Origin of the sequence: Streptococcus sp. OH4692_COT-348 (assembly GCF_003859975.1) — a bacterium.
GTDB lineage: Bacteria > Bacillota > Bacilli > Lactobacillales > Streptococcaceae > Streptococcus.
Genome location: NZ_RQZB01000007.1, coordinates 47,501 through 65,377 on the forward strand (window position 1 = coordinate 47,501; position 17,877 = coordinate 65,377).

General features: G+C 43.2%; 14 protein-coding genes. 11 read left to right on the forward strand and 3 right to left on the reverse strand.

From position 1 onward, the window contains the following. Positions 1–4 precede the first annotated feature (4 nt). The 9 genes from EII37_RS05570 to EII37_RS05610 all read left to right on the forward strand — a co-directional run bounded on the left by EII37_RS05570 (position 5) and on the right by EII37_RS05610 (position 11,188). Positions 5–2,401, forward strand: a complete 2,397-nt coding sequence (locus EII37_RS05570) for a primosomal protein N' (RefSeq protein ID WP_124787870.1) — start codon at positions 5–7, stop codon at positions 2,399–2,401. A 12-nt stretch (positions 2,402–2,413) separates the two neighbouring features. Beyond that, on the forward strand, positions 2,414–3,349 hold the full coding sequence (gene fmt, locus EII37_RS05575; RefSeq protein ID WP_124787871.1) for a methionyl-tRNA formyltransferase: 936 nt from the start codon (positions 2,414–2,416) through the stop codon (positions 3,347–3,349). Further along, complete coding sequence (rsmB, locus tag EII37_RS05580) at positions 3,342–4,655, forward strand: 16S rRNA (cytosine(967)-C(5))-methyltransferase RsmB (RefSeq protein ID WP_185695957.1); 1,314 nt, start codon at positions 3,342–3,344, stop codon at positions 4,653–4,655. Before fmt ends, rsmB begins: the two co-directional genes overlap by 8 nt. A gap of 14 nt (positions 4,656–4,669) precedes the next feature. After that, complete coding sequence (locus EII37_RS05585) at positions 4,670–5,410, forward strand: Stp1/IreP family PP2C-type Ser/Thr phosphatase (protein ID WP_124787873.1); 741 nt, start codon at positions 4,670–4,672, stop codon at positions 5,408–5,410. After that, positions 5,407–7,314 carry a Stk1 family PASTA domain-containing Ser/Thr kinase gene (gene pknB, locus EII37_RS05590; RefSeq protein ID WP_124787874.1) on the forward strand — a complete coding sequence of 636 codons (1,908 nt, stop codon included), beginning with the start codon at positions 5,407–5,409 and terminating at the stop codon, positions 7,312–7,314. The genes EII37_RS05585 and pknB overlap by 4 nt, the downstream gene beginning before the upstream one ends. Before the next feature lie 94 nt (positions 7,315–7,408). Further along, positions 7,409–8,167, forward strand: coding sequence for a threonine/serine exporter family protein (locus tag EII37_RS05595; RefSeq protein WP_124787875.1), 759 nt, complete (start codon positions 7,409–7,411; stop codon positions 8,165–8,167). Between the two features lies 1 nt (position 8,168). Further along, positions 8,169–8,624: a threonine/serine exporter family protein gene (locus EII37_RS05600; protein WP_124787876.1), complete on the forward strand. Its 456-nt coding sequence runs from the start codon at positions 8,169–8,171 to the stop codon at positions 8,622–8,624. A gap of 117 nt (positions 8,625–8,741) precedes the next feature. Beyond that, entirely contained in the window at positions 8,742–9,914 is a 1,173-nt protein-coding gene (locus EII37_RS05605; protein ID WP_185695958.1) for a hydroxymethylglutaryl-CoA synthase, read from the forward strand. Next, on the forward strand, positions 9,914–11,188 hold the full coding sequence (locus EII37_RS05610) for a hydroxymethylglutaryl-CoA reductase, degradative (protein WP_124787878.1): 1,275 nt from the start codon (positions 9,914–9,916) through the stop codon (positions 11,186–11,188). Before EII37_RS05605 ends, EII37_RS05610 begins: the two co-directional genes overlap by 1 nt. Before the next feature lie 36 nt (positions 11,189–11,224). Here the strand turns inward: EII37_RS05610 and EII37_RS05615 are convergent, their stop codons facing one another. Both EII37_RS05615 and EII37_RS05620 read right to left on the reverse strand, forming a co-directional pair. After that, on the reverse strand, positions 11,225–12,190 hold the full coding sequence (locus EII37_RS05615; RefSeq protein WP_124787879.1) for a LacI family DNA-binding transcriptional regulator: 966 nt from the start codon (positions 12,188–12,190) through the stop codon (positions 11,225–11,227). Further along, on the reverse strand, positions 12,171–13,625 hold the full coding sequence (locus tag EII37_RS05620) for a sucrose-6-phosphate hydrolase (protein WP_124787880.1): 1,455 nt from the start codon (positions 13,623–13,625) through the stop codon (positions 12,171–12,173). The genes EII37_RS05615 and EII37_RS05620 overlap by 20 nt, the downstream gene beginning before the upstream one ends. A 380-nt stretch (positions 13,626–14,005) precedes the next feature. Here EII37_RS05620 and EII37_RS05630 point away from each other — a divergent pair, with 380 nt between their 5' ends. Continuing rightward, positions 14,006–15,892, forward strand: coding sequence for a sucrose-specific PTS transporter subunit IIBC (locus EII37_RS05630; protein WP_124787881.1), 1,887 nt, complete (start codon positions 14,006–14,008; stop codon positions 15,890–15,892). 149 nt (positions 15,893–16,041) lie between these two features. After that, a complete protein-coding gene (gene scrK / locus EII37_RS05635; protein WP_124787882.1) occupies positions 16,042–16,929 on the forward strand; it encodes a fructokinase ScrK in 888 nt (295 codons plus the stop codon). A gap of 319 nt (positions 16,930–17,248) precedes the next feature. Here scrK and EII37_RS05640 read toward each other — a convergent pair whose 3' ends face one another. Then, positions 17,249–17,866 (reverse strand): TVP38/TMEM64 family protein, encoded by a 618-nt coding sequence (locus EII37_RS05640; RefSeq protein ID WP_000076168.1) that lies wholly within the window; start codon positions 17,864–17,866, stop codon positions 17,249–17,251. Positions 17,867–17,877 lie beyond the last annotated feature (11 nt).

Sequence of the window (17,877 nt, forward strand, 5' to 3'; positions counted from 1 at the left end):
GAAGATGGCCGTAGCCAAGATTATTGTAGATGTGCCCTTGATGCAGACGGATCAGCCCTATAGTTACAGGATTCCTGAGGAATTTGAGGGAATGCTGGAAGTTGGGATGCGGGTACATGTGCCCTTTGGTAAGGGTAATCGCCTGATTCAAGGGATTGTTCTTGGTTTGGATTCTCAATCAGATGAAGAAGAGATTGAGCAAGATTTAAAAGATATTGCTGAGGTACTGGATTTTTCTCCTGTTCTCACGCAAGAACAACTCTGGCTTGCTGAGGAGTTACGCAAGTCAGTCTTCTCCTATAAAATCTCCATCCTCAAGGCTATGTTACCAGGATTTCTGAACTCCAGCTATGATAAGATTCTCTATCCTCTGGCAGGTCTGAGTCAGGAAGACCGAGAGCGCTTGTTTGGTTCAGAAAATTCGCTTGCCTTTTCTTCTCTAGATTTAGGTAAGCAAGCTGAAATGATGCGTTTGACTAGAAAAGGCCTGCTTGGTCTGGAATATCAGGCGGTCGATCAAAAGAAGATCAAGACCCAGTCTTGGTATGAGGTTGACCTTGTTCAGTTAGAAGGTGTAGAGATTTCTGCACGTGCCAAGAAAAAGTTGGAATTGAGAGACTATCTGCTGTCTCATCCAGAGAGCGCTTCTTTGGCTAGTTTGTTAGAGTCCTACTCGCGGGAGCAAGTCAACTTCTTTGTGGAACAAGGTGCTGTGACCATAGTCCAAAAGGAAGTGCAACGCTCGGCTGCTTATTTTGAAGGCATTGAGGCAAGTCAGCCTTTGGAGTTGAATCCTGAGCAAAGACAGGCGCGAGATGCGGTTGTGAGTGCGATTGGTAGTCACCAGGCTCCCTTCCTCCTTCAAGGGATTACAGGAAGTGGGAAGACAGAAGTTTACTTGCAGATTATCCAAGGGGCTTTGGACAAGGGCAAAACAGCTATTTTGTTGGTACCTGAGATTTCCCTGACTCCACAGATGACGGAGCGTTTTATCGCTCGTTTTGGGGACAAGGTAGCCATTCTTCACTCAGGCCTGTCTAATGGTGAAAAGTATGATGAATGGCGCAAGGTGGAACGTGGCGATGCTCAAGTTGTTGTGGGTGCCAGATCTGCCATCTTTGCTCCGCTGAAAAATCTAGGTGTCATGATTATCGATGAGGAGCATGAAGCGACTTATAAGCAGGACAGTAATCCCCGTTACCATGCCAGAGAGGTGGCCATTTTACGGGCCAAATATAATCAAGCTGCCCTGGTCCTTGGTTCTGCAACACCGAGCTTAGAGAGCCGTGCTCGCGCTGGCAAGGGTGTCTATCAACATTTACATCTGACCCAACGTGCCAATCCTTTAGCTAGGATTCCTGAGGTTCAAGTGATTGATTTTCGGGACTATATCGGACAAAATGAGACGTCAAACTTTACGCCTCCTTTGCTAGAAGCGATCCAAGATCGTCTTGCTAAAAAAGAGCAGGTAGTCCTCATGCTCAATCGCCGTGGCTATTCTAGCTTTGTCATGTGTCGGGAGTGTGGAACTGTGGATACTTGTCCCAACTGTGACATTTCTCTGACCTTGCACATGGATACCAAGACCATGAACTGCCATTATTGTGGTTTTTCAAAGGACATTCCTCAGGCCTGCCCTAACTGTAAGAGTCGCAGTATTCGTTACTACGGGACGGGAACTCAGAAGGCTTATGACGAGCTGGTAGAACTCTTTCCACAAGCACGCATTCTGCGCATGGATGTGGATACGACTCGCAAGAAAGGAAGTCATCAAGCTCTGCTTGACCAGTTTGGACAAGGGGAAGCGGATATTTTACTAGGTACTCAGATGATTGCCAAGGGATTGGATTTTCCCAATGTGACCCTAGTCGGAGTGCTCAATGCGGATACAGCCTTGAATCTGCCTGATTTCCGTTCTTCTGAGAGAACCTTCCAGCTCTTGACTCAGGTGGCAGGCCGTGCAGGCCGTGCTGAAAAAGCTGGTCAGGTTTTGATTCAGTCCTACAATCCGCAGCATTATGCTATAAGATTTGCTAAGGATCAGGACTACGAAGGCTTTTATGCCTATGAAATGGGAATCAGACGACAACTTGGTTATCCACCTTACTATTTCACCATTGGCATTACCCTTTCTCATAAGAAAGAAGAGGAGGTTGTCAAACGTGCCTATGAAGTCATGAACATTTTGCGGTCAGGATTGTCAGATACCAGTCACATTCTGGGCCCAACGCCAAAACCCATTGCCCGTACCCACAACCTTTATCATTACCAGATTTTGATTAAATACCGTTTAGAAGATGAGCTGGGGCCGACTCTAAATCAGGTTCTGGCCTTGACTCAAGAACGGGAAAATAGTGAGCTCCGTCTCAGCATTGACCATGAGCCACAGCAATTTTTATAAGAAGGAGAAGATATGACAAAATTAATTTTTATGGGAACCCCCGATTTTTCAGCAACCGTCTTAAAAGGACTTTTGACAGATGACCGCTATGAGATTCTAGCCGTTGTGACCCAGCCTGACCGTGCTGTTGGGCGTAAAAAAGTTATTCAAGAAACCCCAGTTAAACAAGCTGCCAAAGAGGCAGGACTTCCTATCTACCAACCTGAAAAATTATCTGGGAGTCCAGAGATGGAAGATCTTATGAAGTTAGGAGCAGATGGAATTGTGACCGCTGCTTTTGGGCAGTTTCTCCCAAGTAAACTCCTTGATAGCATGGATTTTGCGGTCAACGTTCATGCCTCTCTTCTTCCTAAACACCGAGGTGGTGCGCCTATCCATTATGCCTTGATTCAAGGGGATGAGGAAGCTGGTGTGACCATTATGGAAATGGTTAAGGAAATGGATGCAGGGGATATGATTTCTCGTCGTAGTATTCCGATTACGGATGAGGACAATGTCGGCACCTTGTTTGAGAAATTGGCGCTAGTTGGTCGTGATTTGCTTTTGGATACCCTGTCTGCCTACATTGCTGGAGAAATCAAACCTGAACCGCAGGATCCGAGTCAGGTTACTTTCTCGCCAAACATCAAGCCAGAGGAAGAAAAACTAGATTGGACTAAGACCAATCGTCAACTTTTTAACCAGATCCGTGGCATGAACCCCTGGCCTGTTGCCCATACTTTCCTTAAGGGCGACCGCTTTAAGATTTATGAAGCCCTACCAGTAGAAGGTCAAGGCAACCCAGGAGAGATTCTCTCTATCGGCAAGAAAGAATTGATTGTCGCAACGGCTGAAGGGGCTTTATCCCTCAAACAAGTGCAGCCAGCTGGTAAACCTAAGATGGACATTGCTTCCTTCCTCAACGGAGTTGGACGGACATTGACTGTAGGAGAAGGATTTGGTGACTAAAGTAGAAACGGCTAGAAGTCTAACCCTAGCAGTATTAGAGGATGTTTTTATCAATCAAGCATACTCAAATATCGCCTTAAATAAGCATCTCAAGGGAAGTCAACTTTCAGCAGCAGACAAGGGTTTGGTGACCGAGCTGGTCTACGGAACAGTAGCCCGTAAACTGACTCTGGAATGGTACCTATCCCACTTTATCGAAGACAGAGACCAGTTAAACAGTTGGCTTTATGTTCTTCTTCTCATGAGTGCCTACCAACTCCGCTATTTGAACAAGATTCCAGACCATGCTGTGGTCAATGAAGCAGTAGAATTGGCCAAAGTCCGTAAAAAAGGCAGTGAAAAATTGGTCAACGCCGTCCTTCGTCGTATCTTACGTGAAGGCTGGCCAGATATCACCAGCATCAAACGAAAAAATAAGCGTGACTCCATTGCCTATTCTCTCCCAGTTTGGCTAGTTGCCAAGCTCAAAGAAGAATACGGAGAAGAGCGAGCGCAAGCTATCTTTGAAAGTCTTTTGGTGCGAAACAAGGCCAGCATCCGAGTGACTGATTTAAGTCGAAAAGAGGAAATCCAAGCCTTGTTGGAGGCCAGTGATTCGTCCTTGTCTCCTTCTGGTCTGGTTAAGGAGCAGGGGCATTTTGCAGGCCATGATTTGTTTGCAGATGGAACCATTGCCATCCAAGACGAGTCCAGTCAGCTGGTTGCTCCCACTCTTGATTTACAAGGTAATGAGCAGGTTCTAGATGCCTGTGCGGCTCCGGGTGGGAAAACAGCCCATATAGCCTCTTATCTCACGACAGGTCAGGTTACTGCTCTGGACTTGTACGACCATAAGTTGGACTTAATCCAAGAAAATGCCCAACGTTTAGGAGTTGCAGATCGGGTTCAAACGCAAAAATTAGATGCCAGAAAGGTGCATGAGTTTTTTGGTCAGGATTCATTTGATAAGATTTTGGTGGATGCTCCCTGTTCAGGAATTGGTCTTCTGCGCCGCAAACCAGACATCAAATACAATAAAGAAACGGCAGATTTCGCGTCCTTGCAGGAAATTCAGCTAGAAATATTAGGTAGTGTTTGTCAAACACTACGCAAAGGTGGTATAATAACTTATAGTACCTGTACTATTGTCTCAGAGGAGAATTTTCAAGTCGTACAGGCATTTTTAGAAAGTCATCCTGAATTTGAGCAGGTAACACTAGAACATGAATGTAAGGATATCATGAAAGATGGCTGTATCCTCATCACACCTGAATTGTATGGAAGTGATGGATTCTTCATCAGTCAATTTCGCAAGATATCGGATTAGGAAGGAACTAACACATGGAAATTTCATTATTAACAGATGTTGGTCAGAAACGAACAAATAACCAAGACTATGTCAACCATTTTATTAATCGCGCAGGACGTCCAATGATTATCCTAGCTGATGGGATGGGAGGTCATCGCGCAGGGAATATCGCTAGTGAGATGGCAGTAACAGACCTAGGTGTAGCCTGGGTTGATACACAAATTGATACAGTCAATGAAGTTCGTGAGTGGTTTGCTCACTATCTAGAAATTGAAAATCAAAAGATTAACCAATTGGGACAAGATGAAGCTTATAAAGGAATGGGAACAACCCTTGAGGCTGTTGCTATTATTGACAATCAGGCTATTTATGCCCACATTGGAGATTCTCGTATCGGTTTAATTCGTGGAGAAGAATACCACCAGTTAACGAGCGACCATTCCTTGGTCAATGAATTGCTCAAGGCTGGTCAATTGACACCTGAAGAAGCAGCTAGCCACCCACAGAAAAATATTATTACTCAATCTATCGGTCAAAAAGACGAAATTCAGCCTGATTTCGGAATGATCACCCTCGAGCCAGGAGACTATCTCTTACTTAATAGTGACGGCTTGACAAATATGATTTCAGGAAGTGAAATCTATGATATCGTAACCAGCGATATTTCTTTGGCAGATAAGGCAGCAACCTTGATTCGTTTTGCAAACAATGCAGGTGGGTTAGACAACATTACGGTTGCCCTTGTTTCTATGAACGAGGAGGATGCAAAATGATCCAAATCGGCAAGATTTTTGCCGGGCGGTATCGAATTATCAAACAGATTGGTCGAGGGGGCATGGCAGATGTTTACTTGGCCAAGGATTTGATTCTAGACGGGGAAGAAGTGGCAGTGAAGGTCCTGAGGACCAACTACCAGACAGATCCGATTGCTGTGGCGCGTTTCCAGCGGGAAGCGAGAGCCATGGCGGATTTGGACCATCCTCATATCGTTCGGATTACAGATATCGGTGAAGAAGAGGGACAACAGTACCTAGCTATGGAGTACGTAGCAGGACTTGACCTCAAACGCTATATCAAGGAACATCACCCTCTTTCAAATGAAGAAGCGATTCGAATCATGGGACAAATCCTCTTGGCTATGCGCTTAGCCCATACTCGAGGGATTGTTCACAGAGATTTAAAACCGCAAAATATCCTTTTGACTCCAGATGGGACTGCCAAGGTTACAGACTTTGGGATTGCAGTAGCCTTTGCTGAGACGAGTCTGACTCAAACTAACTCAATGCTGGGTTCGGTTCATTATTTATCGCCAGAGCAGGCGCGTGGTTCTAAAGCAACTGTGCAGAGTGATATCTATGCCATGGGGATTATTTTCTATGAGATGTTGACAGGCCATATCCCTTACGATGGGGATAGTGCGGTGACCATCGCCCTCCAGCATTTCCAGAAACCACTGCCGTCGGTTATAGCTGAAAATCCATCTGTGCCTCAGGCTTTAGAGAATGTTGTTATCAAGGCAACTGCCAAGAAATTAACAGACCGCTACAAATCAGTTGCTGAGATGTATGTGGATTTGTCTAGCAGTTTATCTTACAATCGTCGTAATGAATCAAAGTTGGTCTTTGACGATGCGACTAAGGCGGATACCAAAACTTTGCCAAAGGTTCCTCAAAGTACTCTGACTTCTATTCCTAAAGCTCCGGTGCAAGGAGAACCTCTTCAAGTAAAAAAAGCGACTCCGCAGGTCGAAGAGCAAGAGCCTACGCCAAAACTAAAGAAAAAGCGGAAATTTAAAGCTCGATATTTGATTATTTTGGCAAGTGTTCTATTAGTAGCTGCTTCTTTAATCTGGATTTTCTCTAGAACACCGGCAACAATTTCCATTCCGAATGTGGCTGGGCAAACTGTTGCTGAAGCTAAAGAGGCTCTTAAAAAAGCTAATTTCGAAGCAGGTGAAGAAAAATCAGAAGCTAGTGATACAGTAGCAGAAGGACGTGTCATTCGAACAGATCCTGAAGCGGGTAGTAGTCGAAAAGAGGGGACAAAGGTCAATTTGATTGTTTCTTCTGGTAAGCAATCTTTCCAATTGAGTAATTATGTCGGTCGGAAATATACTGATGTTGTAGCTGAACTTAAGGATAAGAAGGTTCCTGAAAATCTCATTAAGATGGAAGAGGAAGAATCCAGCGAAAGTGAACCAGGAACGGTTCTAAGACAAACACCAGCAGCAGGAACTACGTATGACTTATCAAAGGCTAGTACGATTGTTTTAACAGTTGCTAAAAAGGTAACTAGTGTAACCATGCCGGGTTATATCGGTTCAAGTCTTGAATTCACTAAAAATAACTTGATTCAAATTGTTGGGGTGAAAGAGGCTAATATTGAAGTTGTTGAAGTGTCAACTGCTCCTGAAGGAACAGCAGAAGGAAAGGTTGTGGATCAGACTCCAAAAGCGGGTGAAAAAATTGATCTAGCCAGCACACGTATTAAAATTTCGATTTATAAACCCAAAACACCACCATCAAGTTCCTCTTCAACGCCAGTTCAACGTGGTAACCAAGGTTCCACCACTACTCCAAATCAAGGTAATCAACAAGGTGGCCAGCAAGGTAATCAACAAGGAACGGTTCCTACACCAAGTCAACCAAGTAGTGAAGGAAACCATGAAACTCCTTGATAATAAGCCGATCTTTGTCATGATATTATGACAAAGATTTTTTTAAATTGAATTTTTGTGATAGAATAGAGAAAGTAACTAAAAGGAGAAAAAAATGGACGAATCGAGAGAGTTAAATGCCGTCATCGATGTCATTATGTTAGCAGGAACCATTCTCCTTAAAAGTGGTTCAGAGATTCATCGTGTAGAAGATACCATGATTCGTATTGCGCATTCGCAGGGAATTTTGGATTGCAATGTTCTAGCTATGCCTGCCGCTATCTTTTTCTCAATTGAAAATACCAATATTTCGCGTATGAAGCGCGTGACTTCCTCTTCTTATAACATTGAAAAAGTCTGCGATGTCAACCAGATTTCTCGTCAACTGGTTGGGGGGCGAATTGATTTAGAGACAGCCTTCAAGCAATTGACGGTCTTGCAAGCCCAACCCCTTCCCTATACCAAGTTGCAGGTGACTCTGGCTGCGACCTTTAGTGCCCCTTTCTTTTCGGTTATGTTTAGTGGAAACATCTACGATGCACTTGGGGCAGGAGTAGCTACCTTATTTGGTTTTGCCTTTTCCCTCTATGTGGAAAAATTTATCCGAATTCCTTTTGTAACAGCCTTTGCTGGAGCCTTTGTCTTTGGGCTGATAGCCCAGTTTTGGGTTCGTTACACAGGCTTTCCTTCAACGGCAGACTTGATTATAGCAGGAGCAGTCATGCCTTTTGTACCAGGAATTGCTCTGACAAATGCCGTACGGGATATCATGACAAATCATATCAATTCTGGTATGAGCAAGATGTTTGAATCTTTGCTCATTACCCTCGCCTTAGGGGCTGGTACTTCTGTAGCCCTAGTATTAATGACCTAATATGACACTAACAACTATCTTACTACAAGCCATTGCGAGCCTACTCGCTATTATTACTTTTTTAATTGTTTTGAATGTACAGCGCTCTATGTTGTTACCTGCTGGTATTCTTGGGATGGGCGTCTGGATTCTGTATATTTTACTCAAGGACCCTACAAATGTCATTGTAGCTACTTTTATAGCTGCGGTAATAGGATCTTGTATTAGTCAAATTTTAAGTATTCTCTATAAGACACCGGTGGTTGTTTTTGTATTGGCAATTTTAGCTCCCTTAGTCCCAGGCTATTTATCTTATCGGACGACTGCTTTTTTTGTTACTGGAGATTATAATCATGCAATTGCAAGTGCAACCTTGGTTGTCATGTTGGCTTTAGTAATCTCTATTGGTATGGCAAGCGGGACGGTTATTTTAAAGCTTTATTATTATATTCAAAATCATAGGAAAGCTTCCTTTTGATGTTTTCTTAAACAGACTTGATTTGGTGAATCAAGTCTTTTTTCTCTCTTTTATTCCTATTTGTGATAAAATAGTATAGAACGATTTTTTACAATGAATGAAAAAACAGAGGTAAATATGACAATCGGTATTGATAAGATTGGTTTTGCAACCAGTCAATATGTCTTGAAATTACAAGATTTAGCAGTAGCGAGGGGAGTGGACCCCGAAAAATTTAGCAAGGGACTCTTGTTAAATGAAATTAGTATTGCGCCCATGACTGAGGACATCGTAACCTTGGCGGCGAGTGCAAGTAACTCGATTTTGACTGATAAAGAAAAAGAAGAAATTGACATGGTCATCGTTGCGACTGAGTCAGGAATTGACCAGAGTAAAGCTGCGGCGGTCTTTGTTCATGGGGTATTAGGTATTCAGCCTTTCGCTCGTAGCTTTGAAATCAAGGAAGCTTGCTATGGAGCAACAGCTGCCCTTCATTATGCTAAATTGCATGTGGAGAATTCTCCAGAGTCCAAGGTATTAGTTATTGCGAGTGATATTGCCAAGTATGGTGTGGAGACTCCTGGTGAGCCGACTCAGGGCGCTGGAAGTGTAGCCATGTTGATTACACAAAATCCACGCATTATGGCCTTTAATAATGACAATGTGGCTCAGACCCGTGATATCATGGATTTCTGGCGTCCTAACTATTCAAGTACTCCTTTTGTAAACGGTTTGTATTCGACTCAGCAATATCTTGATAGTCTTACGACAACTTGGGATGAGTACAGGAAACGCTATGATTGGACTATGAATGATTTTGCGGCCATCTGTTTCCACTTGCCTTATCCTAAGTTGGCCCTAAAAGGCTTGCGCAAGATGATGGACAAGAATCTACCGCAGGAAAAAAAGGATAATCTACAAGAAAACTTTGACAAATCAATTCTCTACAGTCAGATGATTGGGAATATCTATACAGGTTCCCTCTTCCTCGGTCTCCTATCTCTTTTGGAAAATGCGGAGACTTTGAAGGCTGGAGATAAAATCGCCCTTTATAGTTATGGAAGTGGTGCTGTGGCTGAGTTCTTCAGTGGTGAATTGGTTGAAGGATATGAAGCTTATCTGGATAAAGACCGCTTGAACAAGCTCAACCAACGAACTGTCCTATCTGTTTCAGACTATGAAAAAGTCTTCTTTGAGGAAGTAGACTTAGATGAAACAAATTCTGCCCAGTTTGCTGGCTATGAAAATCAAGATTTTGCCTTGGTTGAAATTCTCAATCACCAACGCCGTTATAGCAAGGTTGAAAAATAATGAAGATAAGTTGGAATGGATTTTCTAAAAAATCATACCATGAGCGCCTTGAGTTGTTGCGAGCTCAGGCGCTCCTTAGTCCTGAAAAGCAAAGGAGTCTGGAGCAGGATGAACAAGTCAGCTTGGCTGTTGCAGACCAGCTGAGTGAGAATGTGGTGGGAACTTTTTCTCTGCCTTATTCCATTATTCCAGAGCTTTTGGTGAATGGTCAGGATTACACAGTTCCTTATGTGACAGAAGAACCCTCAGTGGTTGCTGCGGCCAGCTATGCCAGCAAAATCATCAAGCGAGCAGGTGGTTTTAACGCTCAAGTCCATGAGCGCCAGATGATTGGGCAGGTAGCTCTTTATCAAGTTGCTAATCCTGAACAAGCGCAAGAGAAGATTGCAAACAAAAAGACTGAGCTCTTGGAACTTGCCAATCAAGCCTATCCTTCTATTGTCAAACGTGGAGGTGGGGCGCGTGATTTGCATGTCGAGCAGATAAAAGGCGAAAAAGACTTCCTTGTTGTTTATCTCCATGTTGATACCCAAGAAGCCATGGGAGCCAATATGCTCAACACCATGCTGGAAGCATTGAAACCAGTCTTAGAAGAACTCAGTCAGGGACAGAGTCTCATGGGCATCCTGTCTAATTACGCGACCGATTCTCTGGTGACTGCAAGCTGTCGTGTCGCCTTTCGATACTTGAGCCGCCAAAAGGATCAAGGACGAGAAATTGCGGAGAAGATAGCCTTGGCTAGTCAGTTTGCGCAGGCTGATCCTTACCGAGCTGCTACTCATAATAAAGGGATTTTTAATGGTATAGATGCCATTTTAATAGCCACTGGTAATGACTGGCGTGCCATTGAGGCAGGAGCTCATGCCTTTGCTAGTCGAGATGGACGCTACCAAGGTCTTAGTCGCTGGACACTGGATCTTGAAAGAGAAGAATTGGTCGGTGAGATGACCCTGCCCATGCCTGTAGCGACCAAGGGTGGCTCTATCGGTCTCAACCCTCGTGTAGCCCTCAGTCATGAATTACTGGGAAATCCTTCTGCCAAAGAATTAGCCCAGCTTATCGTGTCTATCGGGCTTGCCCAAAACTTTGCGGCCCTCAAAGCCTTGGTGAGTACGGGTATTCAGCAGGGACATATGAAATTGCAGGCCAAATCCTTAGCACTTCTCGCAGGTGCTAGTGAATCCGAGGTAGCTCCCCTAGTCGAGCGCCTTATAGCAGATAAAACCTTTAACTTAGAGACTGCCCAGCGCTATCTCGAAAACTTAAGATCATAAAAAAACTCAGACCAATTGGTCTGAGTTTTCTTGTGCTTAAATACTTTTTCCTGGTAAAAGAGTAACTGGTAAAAAGTAACCAGTTGTCGCGACTTCCTTACCTTCGATCTTCTGCAAGAGTAGGTCAACAGTGAGGCAGGCAATCTCTTTCAAGGGTTGCTTGATGGTCGCCAGTTGAGGGTAGTAGTTCTCGATAAAGTAAGTCCCATCATAGCCGATGACCTTGAGCTCTTCAGGGACAGAAATGCCCAGTTCTTGAGCAATTTTAATGACCAGAATAGCTGTTAAATCATCTGAAGCAAAGATGGCATCTGGCTTTTGTCGAGTTAAGATATTCTTGATTTCCATTTCTTTTCTGACAGGAGAAAAGTCACTGGAAACATTGATAATAGGAGCTTTGGGGAGTACAGAAGCAAAACCAGCGTGACGTAGTCCAGTTGGCGAATTGGAATTGTCATTCCCTGTAATCATGATGATAGATTGGGCGCCTGTCTTAACCAAGGTCTGGGCAGCAAGAACCCCACCAGCATAGTTGTCAGAGGAAACGACAGGAATATCTGGAGACAAGTTTCGGTCAAAGGAAATAATCGGCGCCGTCACGCGATTGTAGTCTTCGATTCCCAAGTTGTGACTACCAGAAATGATGCCGTCCACCTGATTAGCTTCCAACATTTCGATGTACTCGCGTTCCTTCTCAGAATCGTGCTCACTGTTGCAGATGATGGTCTTGTAACCATTTTTGAAGAGTTGGTGTTCCAGTTTATCAATCAATTCTGCATAGAAAACATTGGAAATATTTGGGAAAATCAAACCGATTAACTTAGCTGATTTTCCTTGCAGACTACGAGCTAGGTTGTTGGGTTTATAGCCCAATTCTCGCATGGCTTCATTTACCTTTTGAATGGTTTTTTCAGATAGATACCCTTTTTTATTAATAACCCGAGAAACGGTAGTAGGGCTGACGCCTGCAAGTTTGGCGACATCAGTTAGTTTTGCGACCATAATCTAATTCATAGTAAGTTCCAGTTGGGTTTCCAGATTTAATCAGGATACCATTTTGGTCCGCATGTGGGAAGACACGACCGGAAAATACTTTTTCTCCTTTATTGATGAAAATTTCAAAGACAGAGTTATCGATGAAAATCGTAGCAGTAGTAGCTTGGTTATCGATTGGGCAAGAACGAGTTGTCCCAAATTCTTGGGCGTACTGTTCACCAGCCTGGCTACGATCCACTGTCACTTGACCATTTACAAGGTCAAAGTTGATGGAAAGTCCCTTGCCTTCTTGATCAGCTAGTAAGACAATCTCGCTCTGGCTATTAGCTTCCAAGCTGAGTTCAAGTTCGTAAGTGTTCTTAGTTTGGGCACGATTTGAGAAGGCTTCTTCAGAGGCACGAAGGTACTTGACAGCTGCGACTGGGAATTGGTAGAGTTTACCGTCTTTGATAGTGAGTTCTTTGACCAAAGAGAAGGTTCCTTGGTGGTCAAAACGGTCAGATGGATAGGAAACATCAGGCAAGCCAAGCCAGCTAACAGCTAGAGCACGTCCATCAGGAGCGTTGAAGGCTTGAGTTGCATAGGCTTCGAAACCATAGTCCATGTTTTGAAGTTGAGACACATCTACCATTTTAGCATTTTCAGGGTCAAAGGAAGCCCCAATCTTATACATATTTGGAAAGATATTATCGTAGTCTAGAACTTTCTTATCCAATCCCTGTGGGCAGTATAGAAGGACAGGTTGCTCGCCTACAAAGACCAGATTTGGACATTCCATCATGTAGGCAGTGCGGTCGTTAGCAAAGTCAAGGTTACCAACGGCTTGCCAGTTTGTGTAGTCGTTGTCAATAGCTTTGTAGAGACGGATGAAGCCTTTTTTCTCCAAGTCCTGTCCACCGACGATGGCATAATATTGACCCTTGAAGTTAAAAATTTGTGGGTCACGGAAGTGGTCAGTTGAGTCAGCAGGCTGGTCAATCAAGATCTTGTCAATCTTCGTAATCTTACCATCCTTGTCCATCAAGGCCCCAATCTGATATGGATGACGAATCCAGTTTTCATCACGGACATTTCCTGTATAGAATAGGAACAAGCTATCGCCAAACTGCATGGCAGAACCAGAGTAGGCACCGTGGCTATCTAATGGAGTATCAGGAAAAACTTTGACTCCAGTTTCTCTAAAGTGAACTAAGTCCTCGCTTTCCAATTGAACCCAAGATTTCAAACCGTGGGCTGCACCAAAAGGAAAGTTTTGATAAAAAACAACCCACTTCCCATCAAAGTAGGAAAAGCCATTTGGATCGTTGAGAAGTCCTGTTTTTGGCTCAACATGGTAATGAGTATGCCATGGAGATTGAGCCATATTTTCCTTTATATGTTGAATTTCTTCTTGCGTCCAATCTTGATAAAGTCTGTAACGACGCTCAGTTGTCCATTCCATTCATTCATTCCTCCAAAAATCTTATCACTTTTAATAGTAACCGTTTTCGATAAAAAATGCAAGCCTTTTATGTTAAAAAAGAGAAAAAACTGTCAAACGTTTATCATAAATTAAAATCAGAAAATCAATCAACTTTTTACGAAAATATGAAAGATAATGAAATTAAAGCCTTTTTAATCATGATTCTAAACTTATTTTTTCAAGGAATACCTGATAAAATAGTCAAAAACAATCAATCTAAAGCGTGTCCACTAAGTGGATAGAATATTTTTCTGCAAAACGCTTGACATATTTTTGAAACATGATAAAATAATAGTCGTAAGGGCGGATAAAATCGCTTTCAAACAAGAACAAAATTTTATATAAGGAGATTTTTGCAAATGAATAATCAGGAAATTGCAAAAAAAGTCATCGATGCCTTGGGCGGACGTGAAAATGTCAACAGTGTTGCCCACTGTGCGACTCGTCTACGTGTCATGGTCAAAGATGAAGGAAAAATCAATAAAGAAGTGATTGAGAACTTGGATAAAGTTCAAGGTGCTTTCTTTAACTCAGGTCAATACCAAATCATCTTTGGTACAGGTACAGTCAACAAAATGTACGATGAAGTTGTTGCACTTGGTTTGCCAACATCATCTAAAGATGACATGAAAGCAGAAGCTGCTAAACAGGGGAACTGGTTCCAACGTGCTATCCGTACTTTCGGTGACGTTTTCGTTCCAATCATCCCAGTTATTGTAGCGACAGGTCTCTTCATGGGTGTTCGTGGTCTTTTCAACGCTCTTGAAATGCCACTTCCAGGTGACTTTGCAACTTACACACAAATCTTGACAGATACAGCCTTTATCATCTTGCCAGGTTTGGTTGTGTGGTCAACCTTCCGTGTATTCGGTGGAAATCCTGCCGTTGGTATCGTTCTTGGTATGATGCTTGTTTCTGGCTCACTTCCAAACGCTTGGGCAGTTGCTTCAGGTGGTGAAGTAACAGCTATGAACTTCTTTGGTTTCATCCCTGTTGTTGGTTTGCAAGGTTCCGTTCTTCCAGCCTTCATCATCGGGGTTGTCGGAGCTAAATTTGAAAAAGCTGTCCGCAAGGTTGTTCCAGATGTGATTGACCTTTTGGTAACACCATTCGTGACACTTTTGGTTATGTCTATCCTTGGACTCTTTATCATCGGACCAGTCTTCCACGTTGTTGAAAACTATATCCTTATCGCTACAAAAGCGATCCTTAGCATGCCATTTGGTCTAGGTGGTTTCTTGATTGGTGGGGTTCACCAATTGATCGTCGTGTCAGGTGTGCACCACATCTTCAACTTACTTGAAGTGCAATTGCTTGCTGCTGACCATGCTAACCCATTCAACGCTATCATCACAGCTGCTATGACAGCTCAAGGTGCTGCGACTGTTGCGGTTGGTGTTAAAACTAAAAATCCAAAACTGAAAACACTTGCTTTCCCAGCGGCTCTTTCTGCCTTCCTCGGTATTACAGAGCCTGCTATCTTCGGGGTGAACTTGCGCTTCCGTAAACCATTCTTCCTTTCATTGATTGCTGGTGCAATCGGTGGTGGATTGGCTTCAATCCTTGGACTTGCTGGTACTGGTAATGGTATCACTATCATCCCTGGTACAATGCTTTACATTGGTAACGGACAACTTCCACAATACCTTCTTATGGTAGCTGTATCATTTGCCCTTGGTTTTGCCCTTACTTACATGTTTGGTTATGAGGATGAAAAAGAAGTTGCTACTGAAGTAGCGACAGAACGTTTGGTCCAAGAAGAAACAACTGGTAATATTCCAGCAACTCTTCAAAATGAAATACTTGTAACGCCTATCGTCGGTGATGTTGTTGCTCTTGCGGATGTCAATGACCCAGTCTTCTCAAGCGGAGCTATGGGACAAGGTATCGCTGTGAAACCAAGTCAAGGTGTGGTATATGCACCAGCTGATGCTGAAGTTTCAATTGCCTTTCCGACAGGACACGCTTTTGGTTTGAAGACAACTGATGGTGCTGAAGTTTTGGTCCATGTTGGTATTGACACTGTATCTATGAATGGTGAAGGTTTTGAAGCAAAAGTTGCTCAAGGTGATAAGGTTAAAGCTGGCGATGTTCTTGGAACATTTGACTCAAACAAAATCGCTGCAGCTGGTCTTGATGATACAACAATGGTTATCGTTACAAATACAGCTGATTACGCTTCAGTAGCTCCAGTCGCAACAGGTTCAGTTGCTAAGGGTGATGCCGTTATTGAAGTGAAAATCTAATCAATCCTATCTAATGTGAAAACGAACAAATGACCTGTTTGTTCGTTTTTGCTTGAATGTTAAGATTTACAGAGGAAAATCTAAAAAATAGAGAAATTTAGACTTTCGAAATATGCTATAATAAAGAAAATAAAAACAAGAGGTTTATCATGACAAAATTATATGGAAGCTTGGAAGCGGGCGGTACAAAATTTGTCTGTGCTGTCGGTGATGAAAACTTTAACGTTGTAGAAAAAACGCAATTTCCAACAACAACTCCAATCGAAACAATCGATAAAACCATCGAGTTCTTCTCAAAATTCGATAATCTTGCTGGTCTTGCAGTTGGTTCATTTGGTCCGATTGATATTGATAAAAACTCAAAAAACTATGGCTTTATTACGACGACTCCAAAACCAAACTGGGCAAATGTAGACTTGCTTGGTGCCCTTCGTCGCGCCCTCAACGTGCCAATGTACTTCACTACAGACGTAAACAGCTCTGCTTATGGTGAAGTGGTTGCTCGTAACAATGCTGGTGGTCGTATCGAAAACTTGGTTTACTACACAATCGGTACAGGTATCGGTGCAGGTGTTATCCAACGTGGTGAGTTTATCGGTGGTGTGGGTCACCCTGAAATGGGTCATTACTATGTGGCTAAACATCCAATGGATATTGAAAAAGAATTCAACGGTGTTTGTCCTTTCCATAAGGGATGTCTGGAAGGCTATGCAGCTGGTCCAAGTTTGGAAGCTCGTACAGGTGTACGTGGGGAAAACATTGAACTCAACAACCCTGTTTGGGATGTTCAAGCCTACTATATCGCTCAAGCTGCGGTTAATGCGACAGTGACTTTCCGCCCAGACGTGATTGTCTTTGGTGGAGGGGTTATGGCTCAACAACACATGCTGGACCGTGTCCGTGAGAAATTTACATCTCTTCTCAATGGTTACCTACCAGTACCTGATGTGCGTGAATACATCGTGACACCAGCAGTCGCAGGAAATGGTTCTGCTACACTTGGGAACTTTGTTCTTGCAAAAGAAGTTTCAAAATAAAGCACAAAATCCGCTTGGGAAACCAAACGGATTTTGTGGTTGAAAGCAATAATTTTGAGCCTTTCCTTAAGTGATTACGGACGGTAGCGACTTTCTTCGAAATTCCATACCTAAACTTTGAGCCTAATGTCTCAAAGTTTCCGAACACCTGAAACCATTAGATTTCAGGTGTTTCTATCACGGCGGAAAGGCTAGGTAAGTCCTCACCTCACTATCGAAAAATAGGCATGATTTCCATACCAAAGTATATTTAGTATCAAGCTATAGTCAATCTACACTCTAAAAATCCGCTTGGGAAACCAAACGGATTTTTTATGTGTCAAAGCATTTGCCAGAAAAAGTCAATAATATAGGTCAGACCGTAGGTATAAACCACGAGGGTAAAGGGCTTGGTCAGAATGATGATGGTCATATAGCGCTTGAAGCTCATCTTGGTCAGGGCAGCCAGCATACAGAGAAAGTCAGCTGGACTAATGGGCCAAATCATCATAAAGATAAAGAAACGGTCAAAACGATTGCCTTTATCCAACCAACCGATATACTTGTCATAGGTGCGCTTGCTGACGACAGACTGGACAAAGGCAGCCCCATAGAGGCGCACTAGATAAAAGATAATAGCACAGCCAATCACGATGCCGATATAGTTGTAGATAGTCCCGATGATGTGCCCGTAGATAAAGACTCCAGCCACCGAGGTCAAAGCCCCAGGAATGATAGGGACGACCGTTTGTAAAATCTGTAAAAAGATAAAGAGAGGTGGCCCCCAGATACCTGCCTGCTGGATAAAGGCAGAGAGGGTTTCCTTAGACTGTAAAATCCCAGCCTGATAAGCCCAAATACAGAAAATCAAACTCCCAACCCCACCGACAATCGATGAGATATTGATAACTTGCTGTAGAAGGGGAGAAACAGCTTTCATTTGTTTATCCTGTGACATGTAAACTCCTC

Bases quoted from the DNA above. Each gene is read 5' to 3' on its own strand.
- EII37_RS05615 (WP_124787879.1), bottom strand. From the start codon at position 12,190: ATGGTCGCAAAACTAACTGATGTCGCCAAACTTGCAGGCGTCAGCCCT.
- EII37_RS05630 (WP_124787881.1), top strand. From the start codon at position 14,006: ATGAATAATCAGGAAATTGCAAAAAAAGTCATCGATGCCTTGGGCGGA.
- EII37_RS05600 (WP_124787876.1), top strand. From the start codon at position 8,169: ATGACACTAACAACTATCTTACTACAAGCCATTGCGAGCCTACTCGCT.
- EII37_RS05585 (WP_124787873.1), top strand. From the start codon at position 4,670: ATGGAAATTTCATTATTAACAGATGTTGGTCAGAAACGAACAAATAAC.
- EII37_RS05640 (WP_000076168.1), bottom strand. From the start codon at position 17,866: ATGTCACAGGATAAACAAATGAAAGCTGTTTCTCCCCTTCTACAGCAA.
- EII37_RS05610 (WP_124787878.1), top strand. From the start codon at position 9,914: ATGAAGATAAGTTGGAATGGATTTTCTAAAAAATCATACCATGAGCGC.
- scrK (WP_124787882.1), top strand. From the start codon at position 16,042: ATGACAAAATTATATGGAAGCTTGGAAGCGGGCGGTACAAAATTTGTC.
- EII37_RS05620 (WP_124787880.1), bottom strand. From the start codon at position 13,625: ATGGAATGGACAACTGAGCGTCGTTACAGACTTTATCAAGATTGGACG.
- fmt (WP_124787871.1), top strand. From the start codon at position 2,414: ATGACAAAATTAATTTTTATGGGAACCCCCGATTTTTCAGCAACCGTC.
- EII37_RS05570 (WP_124787870.1), top strand. From the start codon at position 5: ATGGCCGTAGCCAAGATTATTGTAGATGTGCCCTTGATGCAGACGGAT.
- EII37_RS05595 (WP_124787875.1), top strand. From the start codon at position 7,409: ATGGACGAATCGAGAGAGTTAAATGCCGTCATCGATGTCATTATGTTA.
- EII37_RS05605 (WP_185695958.1), top strand. From the start codon at position 8,742: ATGACAATCGGTATTGATAAGATTGGTTTTGCAACCAGTCAATATGTC.
- pknB (WP_124787874.1), top strand. From the start codon at position 5,407: ATGATCCAAATCGGCAAGATTTTTGCCGGGCGGTATCGAATTATCAAA.